Source organism: Bradyrhizobium cedriense, assembly GCF_054602315.1.
The window spans coordinates 163,676-176,982 of the sequence record NZ_JBTSWB010000008.1; the positions used below are offsets into that span (position 1 = coordinate 163,676).

A 13,307-nucleotide genomic window follows, 5' to 3' on the forward strand; every position below is an offset into this window, starting at 1 on the left:
CAGATTCTCCTTCTTGCACTTAAGCGACCGGCGCATCAGGCGCAGGAGCTGCGTCCGGGACCGGCTTTGGGCGCCCCTTCCGGAAATAGATCGGCGCAAACGCCTCTTTCTGATTCAGTTCGAGCTGACCTTCGCGCACCAATTCGAGCGCTGCGGCAAAGCTCGATGCGAACACCGTTGCCCGCTGGGTCGGATCGGCAACGTGGCGGATCAGGAAGTCGTCCAGCACGCCCCAGTCGTCCTGTTCATTCAGGCTGCCGACCAGCCGCTCCAGCGTGGCGCGCGCTTCTGCAAGCGACCACACCGTGCGCTTGGCCAGGTGCACGCTCGCCAGCACGCGCGACTGGCGCTGGGCGGCATAGGCGGTGAGCAGGTCGTACAGCGTCGCCGTGTATTTCGGATGCTTGATCTCGGCGATCTGCTCGGGCTCGCCGCGCGGGAAGATGTCGCGCTGCAATTGCGGCCTGTTCATCAGCCGGTTGGCGGCTTCGCGGATGGCTTCCAGCCGGCGCAGGCGGTTGGCCAGCGCCGTTGCCATCTGCTCCGCGCTCGGGCCTTCCGCACTCGGCGGCTCCGGCAGCAGCAGGCGCGACTTCAGGAAGGCGAGCCAGGCCGCCATGACGAGATAGTCGGCGGCAAGCTCCAGCCGAATCTTTCGCGCGGCTTCGATGAAGTGGAGGTACTGGTCCGCAAGCGCCAGGATCGAAATCTTGGACAGATCCACCTTCTGTTGCCGCGCCAGCGCGAGCAACAGGTCGAGCGGGCCCTCATAACCCTCGACGTCGACGACCAATGCCGGCTCACCCTCGGCGAGCTCTGCGGGCCGCCCGGTCTCAAACGATAGGATTTCTGCGGTCATGCCGATGCCGTGTTTGCCCGTGCGATCAATGCGTCAAGTTCGGCGCGTGCGACCACGCGGTCGAACGGCTGCGGCAGCTTGCGTGCGGCGAGCGCAGCTCTCGCCCGCTCCAGCGCCTTGCCGGTCAGTTCAGGTGTCTGGCCGGCGACCTCGCGCATCTCCTCGATGTCGCCGTTGCAATGCAGAGCCACGTCGCAGCCGGCCGCGAAGATGGCGCGGGTCCGCTCCGCGATATTCCCTGACAGCGCGTTCATCGACACGTCATCACTCATCAACAAACCCTGGAACCCGATTACGCCGCGAATCACGTCAGCAATCATTGTCGCAGATGTCGTCGCCGGATGGGCGGGGTCGACCGCGCTAAACACAACATGTGCAGTCATGGCCATCGGGAGGTCCGAGAGCGGCTTGAACGCAGCGAAATCAGTGCGTTCGAGTTCGTCCCTGGACGTATCGACCGTCGGCAGCCTGAAATGGGTGTCGGCGGTGGCGCGGCCATGACCGGGAATGTGCTTGAGAACCGGCAGCACGCCGCCCTGCTCCAGCCCTTCGGTGACCGCCCGGGCAATCGCCGCGACCTTGCGCGGCTCAGTGCCGTAGGCCCGATTTCCGATCACGGCATCGGCGCCCGGCACCGGCACGTCGGCCAGGGGCAGGCAATCCACGGTAATGCCGAGTTCGGCAAGATCGGCGGCGATCAGACGGGCGCTCAGGCGCGCCGCGGTGAGCCCAAGTGCCGAATCAGTGTCGTACAAATTCCCGAATACGGCCCCCGGCGGATAGACCGGCCAGTGCGGCGGTCCCAGCCGTTGCACCCGTCCGCCCTCCTGATCGATCAGGACAGGCGCGTCGGCAGCACCCGATGCCGCCCGCAATTCCGAAACCAATGCAGTGACTTGGGCGGGTGTCGCGACATTGCGCTTGAAGAGGATGAAGCCCCATGGGCGCTCGGCACGGATGAACTCCCGCTCGGCGGCGGTCAGTTCCGTTCCGGATACGCCGGTAATGAAGGCCCGCGTGCTCATGACGGCCGATTAACCCTGCCCCGCGAGGGGGTCAAGGAAAGGGCCGTTAATTCCTCTGGACGAAGCAGGCGGACAGGCCTGCCGACTTCAGGCTGTTGCAAGCCTGCGTCGCCTCCTCGGCCGAAGCGTAAGGACCCGCGAAGGCGCGATAGACGATCCCCTTGCCCTTGTCGGTCAGATCAACCCGCTTGATCACCGGCGAACGGGAGCCGAGCACGCTACCGTACTTGCTCTGAAGCACCCGATAGGACGCGGCGGCGCTATCCTCACTCTGCTGCGAGGAGACCTGCACGATATAGCCGCCCCCGCTGCTTGGCGCGATCTGCGCCGGGTGGGTGGCGGCCATCCGCTGCGGAGGCTCGGCGGTTGGTCCCGATTGCGGCGCGAGCGAAAGCGGCTGGTTGACGCTGGCATTTGCGGAGGTCGGCGGATTGCGGGGCACGGCCGGTGCCGCGGGTGCGACAACAGGCTTCGGCGCCATCTCAGCCATCGGCTTGGCAGCGGCCGATTGCGGCACGGTGCCGTCGGCCTGATCGCCCTTCACAGCCACCGTCCTGATTGGACGCGGCGAATTGTTCGGCAGCGTACCGTTGCTCCCGCCCGGAGCCGCGCTCGGCGGCAGCACCGTCGACGGCGACACGCTGGCCACCGACGGCGGATTGGCATTCTGGTTCAGCGGCGGGAACACGACGCGCGGGCCGCCCGCCTTGGCGTTGACGTCGACTGGCGCCTCCTCGCGCGGCACGATCTTTTCAGTGCCGTCACCGCTGACCATGCGATCCGGCACCTTGGCCGAGGAGTCCGTCGGCGCCGGCACGATCTTGGTCGGCGTGTTGTCGGCCTTGATGATCGGCGGCTCGCCGCTGCGGGGCGAGCTGATATAGGTCTTGTAGGCGAAGGCCGCGCCGGTGCCGACCACGGCCAGCGCCAGGATCGCCGCGACCGTCATCATGCCGCCGCGCTGCTTCTTCGGCTCGTCGAGTTCGGCCTCGGGGTAGTCGCTTTGGAACGCGTAAGGGTCGTCCGGGTAGGCCGGATCGCGCTGATAGTCCTGCTCGCCTGTCTCCAGCCGGCCGTAGAGCGCATCGTCGTAGCGCGACGGATCGGGCTGCGCGTACGGCTCCTGATAGGCCTGCTCCTTGTAGCCCTGACCTTGATGAGCCTGATCTTGATAGGCCTGATCTTGATAAGAGTGATCCTGGTAAGCCTGCGGCTGATGGACATCAGGCTCGGGCACGGCAGGCTTGGCCGAATAGCGATGCAACGGATGAACCGGGCTCACGGAGACGGGATAGTCCGGCTCCGGCGCGGGTACCGGCTGCACGTTGGCGCGCCGCATCCATGAGGGCGGCCCGGGCGGCGTCGGAGCCTGCTCGGCATAATCCTGTTGATCATCGACCTGTCGATCATCGGCCTGGCGATAATCGTCGTCATGATAGCTCTGGGCGGGTGCTGCCGGCGAGCGCGCAGCCGACCGCGACTGCGCTGCAAACGGATCGGTCTGTCCGATCAGGCGGGCGAGTTCGGCCAAGGGATCGTTGTCCGCCTTCCCATGCTGGTGATCGCCACCGCGACCATAGTCATCGGGGGGAAACGGTCTGTTCTGATATCGTTCGGCCATCGTGATGATGCGTCCCTTCGGGAAAGCCGCGCGCCCCTCGACCAAGGCACGGCCTTCGACCCACAAGGCTTTGAACCAAGTCTAAGCGATCCGGCTTCTGCCGGTTACCCCCGAATTCTCCTTAGGTAGTTCGCCCCAAACTACCGCATCTCGTCCGGGGCATGGACGCCGAGGATGGCGAGGCCCGATGCCAGAACCGAGACGACGCCCTGGACCATGGCCAGTCGCGCCTTTGTAAGATCTGCATCATTATTGATAATGAAGCGTAAATAGGGCAAATCGCGCCCCTTCGTCCAAAGTGCGTGAAATTCGCTCGCTAACTCATAGAGATAAAAGGCGATTCGGTGCGGCTCGTGTGCCACGGCGGCAGCCTCGAGCATGCGCGGATATATTGCGAGGCGCTTGAGAAGTTCAAGCTCGACCGGGTCCGACAGCCGTTCCACGGGCGACTCACTCAGCCAGGCAATGCGCTCGGCGATATTTGCTGGCAGCTCCGGGAACACCTCGGCCCGCGCGTTGCGGAAGATCGAGTGGCCGCGGGCGTGGCCGTACTGGACGTAGAACACCGGGTTGTCGCGCGACTGTTCCATGACCTTGGCGAGATCGAAGTCGAGGACCGCATCGTTCTTGCGGTACAGCATCATGAAGCGGACGGCATCCTGGCCGACTTCATCCACCACCTCACGCAGCGTGACGAAGTCCCCGCTCCGCTTCGACATTTTTACCGGCTCGCCGTTGCGCAGCAACTTCACGAGCTGGACGATCTTGACGTCCAGCGATCCCTTGCCGGACGTGGTCGCCTTCACCGCCGCCTGCATCCGCTTGATGTAGCCGCCGTGGTCGGCACCCCAGACGTCGATCATCTCGGCGAAGCCACGGTCGAACTTGTTCTTGTGATAGGCGATGTCGGAGGCGAAGTAGGTGTAGGAATTGTCCGACTTGATCAGGGGACGATCGACGTCGTCGCCGTAGGCAGTCGCCTTGAACAGCAGCTGCTCGCGGTCTTCCCAGTCCTCGACCGGCGCGCCCTTCGGCGGCGGCAGGCGGCCTTCGTAGATGTCGCCCTTGGCCTTCAGGAAATCGATCGTTTCGGCAACCCTGTTGTTGCCGGTCTCGATCAGCGAGCGCTCGGAGAAGAAAACGTCATGGCGGATGTTGAGGGCGGCGAGATCGTCCTTGATCTCGTCCATCATCATCGCGATGGCCTTGGCGCGCACCGGCGGCAGCCATTCCGCCTCGCTCATCGCGAGGAGCTTGTCGCCGTGCTCCTTCGCCAGTGCCTGCCCGACCGGCTTGAGGTAGTCGCCGGGATAGAGCCCTTCCGGGATCGCACCGATGTCCTCGCCGAGCGCCTCGCGATATCTCAGGAAGGCTGAGCGCGCGAGCACGTCGACCTGGGCGCCGGCATCGTTGATGTAATATTCGCGCGTGACGTCCTGACCGGCGAACTGGAGCAGGCTCGCCAGCGCATCGCCGAACACGGCACCGCGGCAATGGCCGACATGCATCGGTCCGGTCGGATTGGCCGAGACGTATTCGACATTGACCTTGGAGCCGCCTCGGATGCGGCCGTAATCGGCGCCCTCGCGCAGCACGGTCCGCAACGCCTCGGCCCAGGCGGACGGCTTCAGCGTCAGGTTGATGAAGCCGGGACCGGCGACGTCGACCTTGGCGATCAGCGCATCCATGCGCAGCCGTTCGGCAATCTGCTCGGCGAGATCGCGGGGCTTTGCCTTTGCCTCTTTCGCCAGCACCATGGCAGCGTTGGTCGCCATATCGCCGTGGGAGGCATCGCGCGGCGGTTCGACCACCACGCGGGAGAAATCGATGCCCTCCGGCCACTTGGCTTCCGCCGCGAGCGCGCGGCAGGCAGCGTGCACGCGCGCGAGCACGTCGGCGAACAGATGCAGGGATGAAGATGCGTCGGGCATGGCCGCCGCCTAACGCAAATCCGGGGTCGAGTCAAAGAGCCGCTGGTGCTCGGTCAGGGCGAACCGATCCGTCATTCCGGCAATGAAATTGCCGATCCGGCGAGCCCGGTCGCCCGCATCGTCCGCCTCCGCCCCCAGCAGCCATTCCGGCGGCAGTTCACCGGGGGATTTCAGGTATTTTGCGAACAGGTCGAACAGGATCTGCTCCGCCCTTCCCATCACCCGCATCACCCGCTCGTGACGGTACATGTGCCGGTACAGGAAGGTCTTGATGGCCGCCTCTTCTTCCGCGACTTCGGCCGGGAACGCGATCAGTGCCCGGCTCTGCTGGCGCACGTCCTGGGCCGATTGCGGTTTGAGCGCCGCCAGGTTCTTCTGCGCCTCGGCGAACACCGCGCCGATCAGGTGCGAGATCAGCTCGCGCACCAGCTCGGCGCCGCGCCGGACATCTTCTAGATCGGGATAATGCGCCGAGGTCTCGGCGATGATCTCCGCTGTCAGCGGCATCACCTTGAGATCGTCGAGGTGGAACAGGCCGGCGCGCAGGCCGTCGTCGATGTCATGGGCATCATAGGCGATGTCGTCGGCAATCGCCGCGATCTGCGCCTCCAGTGAGGCGAAACTCCACAATTCGAGGTCGTAGGTCTTGATGTAGTCGGCGATGCCGATGGGCACGCCTTGCTCACGATAGCGACCGACCGGCGCGCCGCTGCGGTCGGTCAGCGGACCGTTGTGCTTGACTATGCCCTCCAGCGATTCCCAAGTCAGGTTGAGCCCGTCGAACTCGGGATAGCGATGCTCGAGCGAGGCGACGACGCGAAGTGTCTGGGCGTTGTGATCGAAACCACCGAATTCCTTCAGGCAGGCATCCAGCGCCCGCTCGCCGGCATGCCCGAACGGCGGATGACCGAGATCGTGCGCAAGCGCCAAGGTTTCCGTGAGGTCCTCGTCCAGCCCGAGCTGCCGGGCCAGCGCGCGGGCGATCTGCGCCACCTCCAGCGAGTGGGTCAGCCGGGTGCGGTAATGATCGCCCTCATGGAATACGAACACCTGGGTCTTGTACTTCAGGCGGCGGAACGCGGTGGAATGGATCACCCGGTCGCAATCCCGCCGGAACGGGCTGCGGGTCCGGCTCGGGGGTTCGGCGACCAGCCGGCCACGGCTGCGACCGGGGTCGCAGGCATAGGGCGCGCGGGAAGCTGCCATTCCGACGGACACGGCGAATTTAGTCCCTATCCATTTGATTCTACGGATCCTCGCACTTAACTATGTCGGGCGCGGGATACCAAATGAATTGGGCAAATGAACTTGATATGACCGCGGGGACTATCGGAGACCAGCGATGACGACTGCAGTGACCATCAGTGACCGGGCCGCACGCCGGATTGGGGAGATCCTCAAGGGCGAAGGCTCTGGCGCGATGCTGCGCATCTCCGTCGAGGGCGGCGGCTGCTCCGGCTTTCAGTACAAGTTCGACATCGACCGCGCCCGTACCGACGACGATCTCGTGATAGAGCAGGACAATGCGGTGGTGCTGGTCGATTCCGCCTCGCAGCCGTTCCTGGAAGGATCCCAGGTCGATTTCGTCGACGATCTGATCGGCGCCTCGTTCCGCGTCAACAATCCCAACGCGACGGCGTCCTGTGGCTGCGGGACCAGCTTCTCGATCTGATCCGCCGGCTAGGCCCCGGTGATCTGCCTCTCCTCGTCCGTCCACTCCACGTCTGCCGGCATCAACTCCGGCTGAAGCGGCGCGCCCTCCGACGCCAGGCGGCCGTCCAGCGCGCGCAGCAAGGCCGCGACGAGCGCCGGCTTGCGCAGCGGCTTGGCCAGGAAATCCGACATGCCCGCTTCGCGGCAGATCCTGACGTCCTCGGGGAAGGCGTTGGCGGTCAGCGCAACGATCGGCAAGGCTTCGAAGCGCCCGCCTTGCGCCCGCATCGCGCGGGTCGCGGCAAGGCCGTCCATGTCGGGCATGCGCACGTCCATCAGCACGACATCGTAATCCCCTTCCAAGGCGGCCGCGACGGCCTCGACGCCGTCGGTGACGACGCGCAGCTCGACTTCGAAAGCCCCCAGCATCTTGCTTACGACCATACGGTTGACGGCATCGTCCTCTGCGACCAGCACCTTCAGCGGCCGATCGCGCCCGGCGATGCGGGCTTTCAGCTCCTCTGCCTCATCGCGCCCGGCCGCCTGATCGGACGCCTGCGCCTGGCTCCAGGGCAGCACCAGCGTGAAGCGGAAGGTCGAGCCCTCGCCCGGCGTCGAGACGACGCCGATCGTGCCGCCCATCTGCTCGATGATGCGCCGGGAGATCGCAAGGCCGAGGCCAGTGCCGCCGAAGCGGCGGCTGATCGAGGCATCGGCCTGGGCGAAGTCGCTGAAGAGCTGGCCGAGCTTTTCCGGGGCGATGCCGATGCCGCTGTCGGTCACCTTCCACTCGACGGTCGCGAGCAGGTCGCGGCGTGCCTGGCAAGTGGCTGATATCGTCACCTCGCCTTCGTCGGTGAACTTCACCGCATTGGACGCAAGGTTGAGCAGCACCTGGCGGATGCGCGCGACGTCGCCGCGCAAGGTCGGTGGCAGGGTCGGATCGAGATCGACCTTGACCGTGAGCCCCTTGCTCTTGGCGCCTGCGCGGACAACCGTCGCGACAGCCTCGACCAGTGCCTGCGGGGCGAAGTCGATCGCCTCGAAGGTAAAGCGCCCGGCCTCGAGCTTTGACAGGTCGAGAATGTCGTTGAGGATTCGCTGGAGATTGTCGCCGGACTCGCGGATCGTGGTGACGGCTTCGCGTTGCTCCGGATCAAGCTTGGTTTCGAGCAGCATGCTGGCGAGCCCGAGCACGCCGTTCATGGGGGTCCGGATCTCGTGGCTCATCACCGCCAGGAAGTCCGACTTGGCACGGCTCTCCGCCTCGGCCTTTTCCGCGCGCCAGCGCTCGGTGACATCGCGCCCGAAGCCGCGATAGCCGAGGAAATGGCCTTCGCGATCGTAGGCAGGCTTCGCCGTCAGCGACCACAGCCGCGCCTCGCCGCCGGCGACGACCTTGAGATTCATCTCGTGCAGCGGCTCGGCCTGCTCCATCAGGCCGACGACGTTGTAGGCCGCGCTCTTGTCCTCGGGACAGAGCATGTCGAGCACGTCGGCAAAATGCGATCCCTTGAGCAGCGGAAGCGGCAGCTGCGCGACCGCAGCAAAGCGCTCGGGCACGTCGACCAGATGGCCTTCGGCATCGGTCTGCCACAGCCAATCGCTGGCGTTCTCCTGAAAGTCCTTCAGCAGCAGCGAGATGATCTCGGTCTGGCGCTCCAGCTCGAGCTGGGCCTTGAGATTGCCGAGGAACAGATTGCCTTGCGAGACGATGTTGCGCGCCATGAAGAATGCGAACAGCAGCAGGAACACCGAGGTCACCAGATACGGCCCGGCGCCGCACAAGAGCAGCGCGCTGGCGCAGGCGGTCGTCATGGTGGCGAGATAGACGAGCCCGGCGCGCGGGAAGGTCGATAGCGTGAAGGCACCGCCCGACATCATGCCGACCATGAGGCAGGCCAGGATGAGCTGGCTGGTCGGCTCGACCCGGCTGAACAGCGCGAGCGGCAGCATGCCCCAGGTCGCAGCGAGGAAGAACGCCTGCCGCAGCATCTGCAGCGCGGCGCGGCTCGAGGCTTCCTCCGGCGGATGTCGATGCGACCGCCGCCACGAACGCACCGCGAGGGAAGCGGTCCCGGCGAGCGTCAGGCCCCAGATCGCGAGGAAGTCGTTCCAGCCCCTGCCCCAGAACAGGATCAGGACGATGGCGACGTTGAGCATGGTGACGGCCATCGTCACCGGGATCAGCCGCGTCACCGCGTCGATTTGCTTGGCGCGGATGCGGCGGATCTCGCGATCGCTGAGATCGGCGATCAGGCCGTCCTCGATCTCGAAGCCGCCGAGCCAGTACAGGAACGCGCCGATCAGCCCGTCGCGCGACTCAGTTCGCTTCATGGATTTGTCCGGCCATCCCATCCGAGGAACCTTTTGACGATCAATTGCCCGCCGCCTGCTTAGACCGGGTTAATTTTGTGGGAGATTTTGCGGTCGCCTTGACGGGCACGTTTGCATTTTGTTCTAAGGGTGGCCTCGCCTGGAGCCCTCCCCGATGCCCATCAGAGTAGCCACCTGGAACGTGAACTCGGTCCGGCAGCGGATCGATCTCCTCCTGACCTGGCTGAGAGAGTGCCAGCCCGACATCGTCTGCCTCCAGGAGATCAAATGCGTCGATGAGGCCTTTCCGCGGCTGGAGATCGAGGCGCTCGGGTACAACGTGATGACGCATGGGCAGAAGACGTTCAACGGCGTTGCCCTGCTCTCCAAATTCCGGTTCGACGAGACCAAGTCCGGGCTCGCCGGTGACGACGAGGATGCGCATGCCCGCTTCCTCGAAGGCGTGGTGACGCTCAAGCGCGGGGTGCTGCGCATTGCCTGTCTCTACCTGCCCAACGGCAATCCGGTCGGCACGGACAAATATCCCTACAAGCTCAAATGGATGTCGCGGCTTCTTGACTATTCGAAGGAGCGTCTCAAGGAGGAGGTCCCGCTGATCCTCGCAGGCGACTTCAACGTCATCCCGCACGCGCGCGACGTCCACAATCCTGCCGCCTGGACGGAGGACGCACTGTTCAAGACCGAGACGCGCGAGAGCTTTCAATCCCTGCTCGGCCTCGGCCTGACCGACGCCCTGCGGGCCGTCACCGACGAGCCCGGGCTCTACACGTTCTGGGACTACCAGGCCGGAGCCTGGCAGAAGAACCAGGGCCTGCGCATCGACCATCTGCTGCTTTCGCCACAGGCCAGCGACCAGCTCGCCAATGTCGGCATCGACAGCTACGTGCGTGGCTGGGAGAAGCCGTCGGACCACGTGCCAGTATGGGCGGATCTCGATCTCGAGGCGGCTTGAAGCCGCCGCCTCCGGGGGCTACTCCCGGCGGCCCTGCACCCACTGCTCCAGCATTTGCAGGCACATGGCGCGGTCGTCGTCCGAGGCCTTGGCGAAGGCACGGTTGTAGCTTTCCTTGATCCAGACCTCGTCGGCGCCGGCGCTGTCGCGCGCCAGGGTCAACCACATCAGGCCACGCGCGGCCTGCCGCGGCAGGCGGTCGCCGTTGAACAGCATCTGGCCGAGCAATGCCTGGGCCTGGTGCTGGCCCTTTTGCGCGGCGAGGCCGAGCCAGCGCGCGCCATAGCGGAAATCCTCGCGCGATGCGTCCGGCGTCTTCAGGTACAGCCGGGCGAGATCGTACTGCGCATCGGCGTTGCCGAAATAGGACGCGGCATAGGAGAACATCTCCCGCGCCCGGTCGGGGTCCGACTTGATCTTCGAATTCGGGATGCCGCTCAGATAATAACGGCCGAGCGCGACGAAGGCATTGGCCACGATCTGCGCCTGCGGCGCCGACGGGCTGTCCTCGGCATGCGCGTTGGCTATCCGGCTGAAATATTCGAAGGCACGCAAATCGTCCTGGGCCACGCCGTCGCCATTGGCGTACATGCGGCCGAGCTTCCATTGTGCGATGGGATGACCGCCCTCGGCAGCATATTGCAGGGCGCTGAGGGAAGCTTCCTGGGTCGCGACCGCCGGCGGAACCTTGGTGCGCACCGCACCAGCTGCGCCCGGCAAGGTGGTCACGACCGGGATGGTCGCGTCCTTCGGATTGACCGGCGCGCCGTCGAAGGCGAACGCCGGCGCGGCCAGCGCAGCTGCCCCCAACACAAACGCAACCATGGCACGCCTAGATGTCCGCATAGCACTGTTTCTCGTGCGCGCCGCCCGGATGGGTTACTGCCCCACCGACCGCTGGTCCAACCTGTTGAGCATATTTCCAGAGCGCACCCGACGTATGATTAGTCGCGCGAGCGCTCCATTTGGTTTTGCGCTGGGCGAGCTCGGCGTCGCTCAACTTTACGTTAAGGGTACCGGCGACCGCGTCGATCTCGATGATGTCGCCGTCCTCGAGCAGCCCGATCGGGCCGCCGATAGCGGCCTCCGGCCCGACATGGCCGATGCAGAAGCCGCGGGTGGCGCCGGAGAAGCGTCCGTCGGTGATGAGCGCGATCTTGCCGCCCATGCCCTGGCCGGTCAGCGCCGCTGTGGTCTGGAGCATTTCCCGCATGCCGGGGCCGCCCTTGGGGCCCTCGTAGCGGATCACGATGACTTCGCCTTCGCGGTAGGTGCGCTTCTGGACCGCCTCGAAAGCATCCTCCTCACGGTCGAAGCACCTGGCCGGACCGGTGAACCTGAGGTTGGACATTCCCGCGACTTTCACGATCGCACCTTCTGGCGCCAAATTGCCCTTCAGACCGACCACACCGCCCGTGACGGTGATGGGTTTGTCTGCCGGGTGCACCACGTCCTGGTGCGGATTCCACTTCACGCTCTTGAGGTTTTCGGCGATCGTGCGGCCCGTGACGGTAAGGCAATCACCGTGCAGGAAGCCGTTGTCGAGCAGCGTCTTCATCAGAAGCGGTATGCCACCTACTTCAAACATGTCTTTGGCGACATAACGGCCGCCCGGCTTCAAATCCGCGACATATGGTGTCTTTTTGAAGATTTCGGCGACGTCGAACAGGTCGAATTTGATGCCGACCTCATGCGCGATCGCTGGTAGGTGCAGCGCAGCATTGGTCGAGCCGCCGGACGCCGCGACCACGGCAGCCGCGTTCTCCAGCGCCTTGCGGGTAACGATGTCACGTGGCCGGATGTTTTGCGCGATCAGGTCCATTACCTTTTCGCCCGCAGTCATGCAGAAGGCATCACGGATCTCGTAGGGTGCCGGGGCACCGGCCGAGTACGGGAGCGCGAGGCCGATGGCCTCGGAGACGGTCGCCATGGTGTTGGCGGTGAACTGCGCGCCGCAGGCACCTGCCGAGGGGCACGCCACGCGCTCGATCTCGTCGAGGTCTTCGTCCGACATCGCGCCGACCGAGTGCTTGCCGACCGCCTCGAACATGTCCTGTACGGTGACCTGCTGCCCGCGGAAATTCCCCGGCAGGATCGAGCCGCCATAGATGAAGATCGAGGGGACGTTGAGGCGGACCATCGCCATCATCATTCCCGGCAGCGACTTGTCGCAGCCGGCCAGGCCGACCAGCGCGTCATAGGCATGGCCGCGCACGGTCAGCTCGACCGAGTCGGCGATGCATTCCCGCGACGGCAGCGATGAGCGCATGCCGTCATGACCCATGGCGATGCCGTCGGTGACGGTGATGGTGCAGAATTCACGAGGGGTGCCGCCCGCCGAAGCGACGCCCTTCTTCACTGCCTGGGCCTGGCGCATCAGCGCGATGTTGCAGGGAGCGGCTTCATTCCAGCACGAGGCGACGCCGACGAAGGGCTGGTGGATCTGAGCAGTGGTCAGACCCATGGCATAGAAATAGGAACGATGAGGCGCACGCGCAGCGCCTTCCGTCACGTGACGGCTCGGCAGCTTCTGCTTGTCAATCTTTGCGACCATCGCAACCAGTTTCCCCCGGCTAACCCTTTCAGACCCGAAAAATCAGAGCCAAGATTTGAATCGACCTTGGGATTTTCTCGTCGCCTTCGAAGACCGCCGCTGCCCTCTAGAACATTAGAGTGATTTTATTCATGTTTGGGTGTGGCCAAAAAGCGGCGGCGATGCGAACCGCCCGCGAGGAAGGTTAAATCCGGCACGACTGTTGCGGAGACACAACAATCGTGGCGCAGAAGACACGGACGAGGCTACTTCAATACCTCCATTGGGAGGCCATCGGGACAACTCCGGATGTTATGAGCGACGAAGTGCGCCCATCTGGGCAGCGAGAACAACTCGCCATGCGGCTGAGTCGGCTTCGGCATTGGCTGCCAATCT

At 64.8% G+C, this 13,307-nt stretch carries 10 protein-coding genes; 2 read left to right on the forward strand and 8 right to left on the reverse strand.

Annotated features, from left to right (window positions below):
• Positions 1–19: 19 nt before the first annotated feature.
• From ACYCVF_RS28655 to ACYCVF_RS28675, 5 genes are all read right to left on the reverse strand, one after another.
• Positions 20–859, reverse strand: coding sequence for a segregation and condensation protein A (locus ACYCVF_RS28655; protein ID WP_061028190.1), 840 nt, complete (start codon positions 857–859; stop codon positions 20–22).
• Positions 856–1,884 carry a beta-N-acetylhexosaminidase gene (nagZ, locus tag ACYCVF_RS28660; RefSeq protein WP_459595525.1) on the reverse strand — a complete coding sequence of 343 codons (1,029 nt, stop codon included), beginning with the start codon at positions 1,882–1,884 and terminating at the stop codon, positions 856–858. Before nagZ ends, ACYCVF_RS28655 begins: the two co-directional genes overlap by 4 nt.
• A gap of 46 nt (positions 1,885–1,930) precedes the next feature.
• Complete coding sequence (locus ACYCVF_RS28665) at positions 1,931–3,505, reverse strand: SPOR domain-containing protein (protein ID WP_459596443.1); 1,575 nt, start codon at positions 3,503–3,505, stop codon at positions 1,931–1,933.
• Between the two features lie 140 nt (positions 3,506–3,645).
• Positions 3,646–5,436: an arginine--tRNA ligase gene (argS, locus tag ACYCVF_RS28670; protein WP_459595524.1), complete on the reverse strand. Its 1,791-nt coding sequence runs from the start codon at positions 5,434–5,436 to the stop codon at positions 3,646–3,648.
• A 9-nt stretch (positions 5,437–5,445) separates the two neighbouring features.
• Positions 5,446–6,654 (reverse strand): deoxyguanosinetriphosphate triphosphohydrolase, encoded by a 1,209-nt coding sequence (locus ACYCVF_RS28675; protein ID WP_459595523.1) that lies wholly within the window; start codon positions 6,652–6,654, stop codon positions 5,446–5,448.
• A gap of 124 nt (positions 6,655–6,778) precedes the next feature.
• On the opposite strand from ACYCVF_RS28675, the gene erpA reads away from it, so the two are divergent.
• The gene (gene erpA / locus ACYCVF_RS28680) at positions 6,779–7,108 is read left to right on the forward strand and encodes an iron-sulfur cluster insertion protein ErpA (RefSeq protein ID WP_212084647.1); all 330 of its coding nucleotides are present in this window, start codon (positions 6,779–6,781) and stop codon (positions 7,106–7,108) included.
• A gap of 8 nt (positions 7,109–7,116) precedes the next feature.
• On the opposite strand, the gene ACYCVF_RS28685 is transcribed toward erpA, so the two are convergent.
• Entirely contained in the window at positions 7,117–9,447 is a 2,331-nt protein-coding gene (locus tag ACYCVF_RS28685; RefSeq protein ID WP_459595522.1) for a hybrid sensor histidine kinase/response regulator, read from the reverse strand.
• A gap of 133 nt (positions 9,448–9,580) precedes the next feature.
• Here ACYCVF_RS28685 and xth point away from each other — a divergent pair, with 133 nt between their 5' ends.
• Complete coding sequence (gene xth / locus ACYCVF_RS28690; protein WP_459595521.1) at positions 9,581–10,378, forward strand: exodeoxyribonuclease III; 798 nt, start codon at positions 9,581–9,583, stop codon at positions 10,376–10,378.
• An 18-nt stretch (positions 10,379–10,396) separates the two neighbouring features.
• Here xth and ACYCVF_RS28695 read toward each other — a convergent pair whose 3' ends face one another.
• On the reverse strand, positions 10,397–11,224 hold the full coding sequence (locus ACYCVF_RS28695) for a tetratricopeptide repeat protein (protein WP_459595520.1): 828 nt from the start codon (positions 11,222–11,224) through the stop codon (positions 10,397–10,399).
• The gene (ilvD, locus tag ACYCVF_RS28700; RefSeq protein ID WP_459595519.1) at positions 11,211–12,932 is read right to left on the reverse strand and encodes a dihydroxy-acid dehydratase; all 1,722 of its coding nucleotides are present in this window, start codon (positions 12,930–12,932) and stop codon (positions 11,211–11,213) included. Before ilvD ends, ACYCVF_RS28695 begins: the two co-directional genes overlap by 14 nt.
• Positions 12,933–13,307 lie beyond the last annotated feature (375 nt).

Excerpts from the sequence above, each read along its gene's own strand:
- ACYCVF_RS28655 (WP_061028190.1), bottom strand. The coding sequence starts at position 859 with ATGACCGCAGAAATCCTATCGTTTGAGACCGGGCGGCCCGCAGAGCTC.
- nagZ (WP_459595525.1), bottom strand. The coding sequence starts at position 1,884 with ATGAGCACGCGGGCCTTCATTACCGGCGTATCCGGAACGGAACTGACC.
- ACYCVF_RS28665 (WP_459596443.1), bottom strand. The coding sequence starts at position 3,505 with ATGGCCGAACGATATCAGAACAGACCGTTTCCCCCCGATGACTATGGT.
- argS (WP_459595524.1), bottom strand. The coding sequence starts at position 5,436 with ATGCCCGACGCATCTTCATCCCTGCATCTGTTCGCCGACGTGCTCGCG.
- erpA (WP_212084647.1), top strand. The coding sequence starts at position 6,779 with ATGACGACTGCAGTGACCATCAGTGACCGGGCCGCACGCCGGATTGGG.
- ACYCVF_RS28685 (WP_459595522.1), bottom strand. The coding sequence starts at position 9,447 with ATGGGATGGCCGGACAAATCCATGAAGCGAACTGAGTCGCGCGACGGG.
- xth (WP_459595521.1), top strand. The coding sequence starts at position 9,581 with ATGCCCATCAGAGTAGCCACCTGGAACGTGAACTCGGTCCGGCAGCGG.
- ACYCVF_RS28695 (WP_459595520.1), bottom strand. The coding sequence starts at position 11,224 with ATGCGGACATCTAGGCGTGCCATGGTTGCGTTTGTGTTGGGGGCAGCT.
- ilvD (WP_459595519.1), bottom strand. The coding sequence starts at position 12,932 with ATGGTCGCAAAGATTGACAAGCAGAAGCTGCCGAGCCGTCACGTGACG.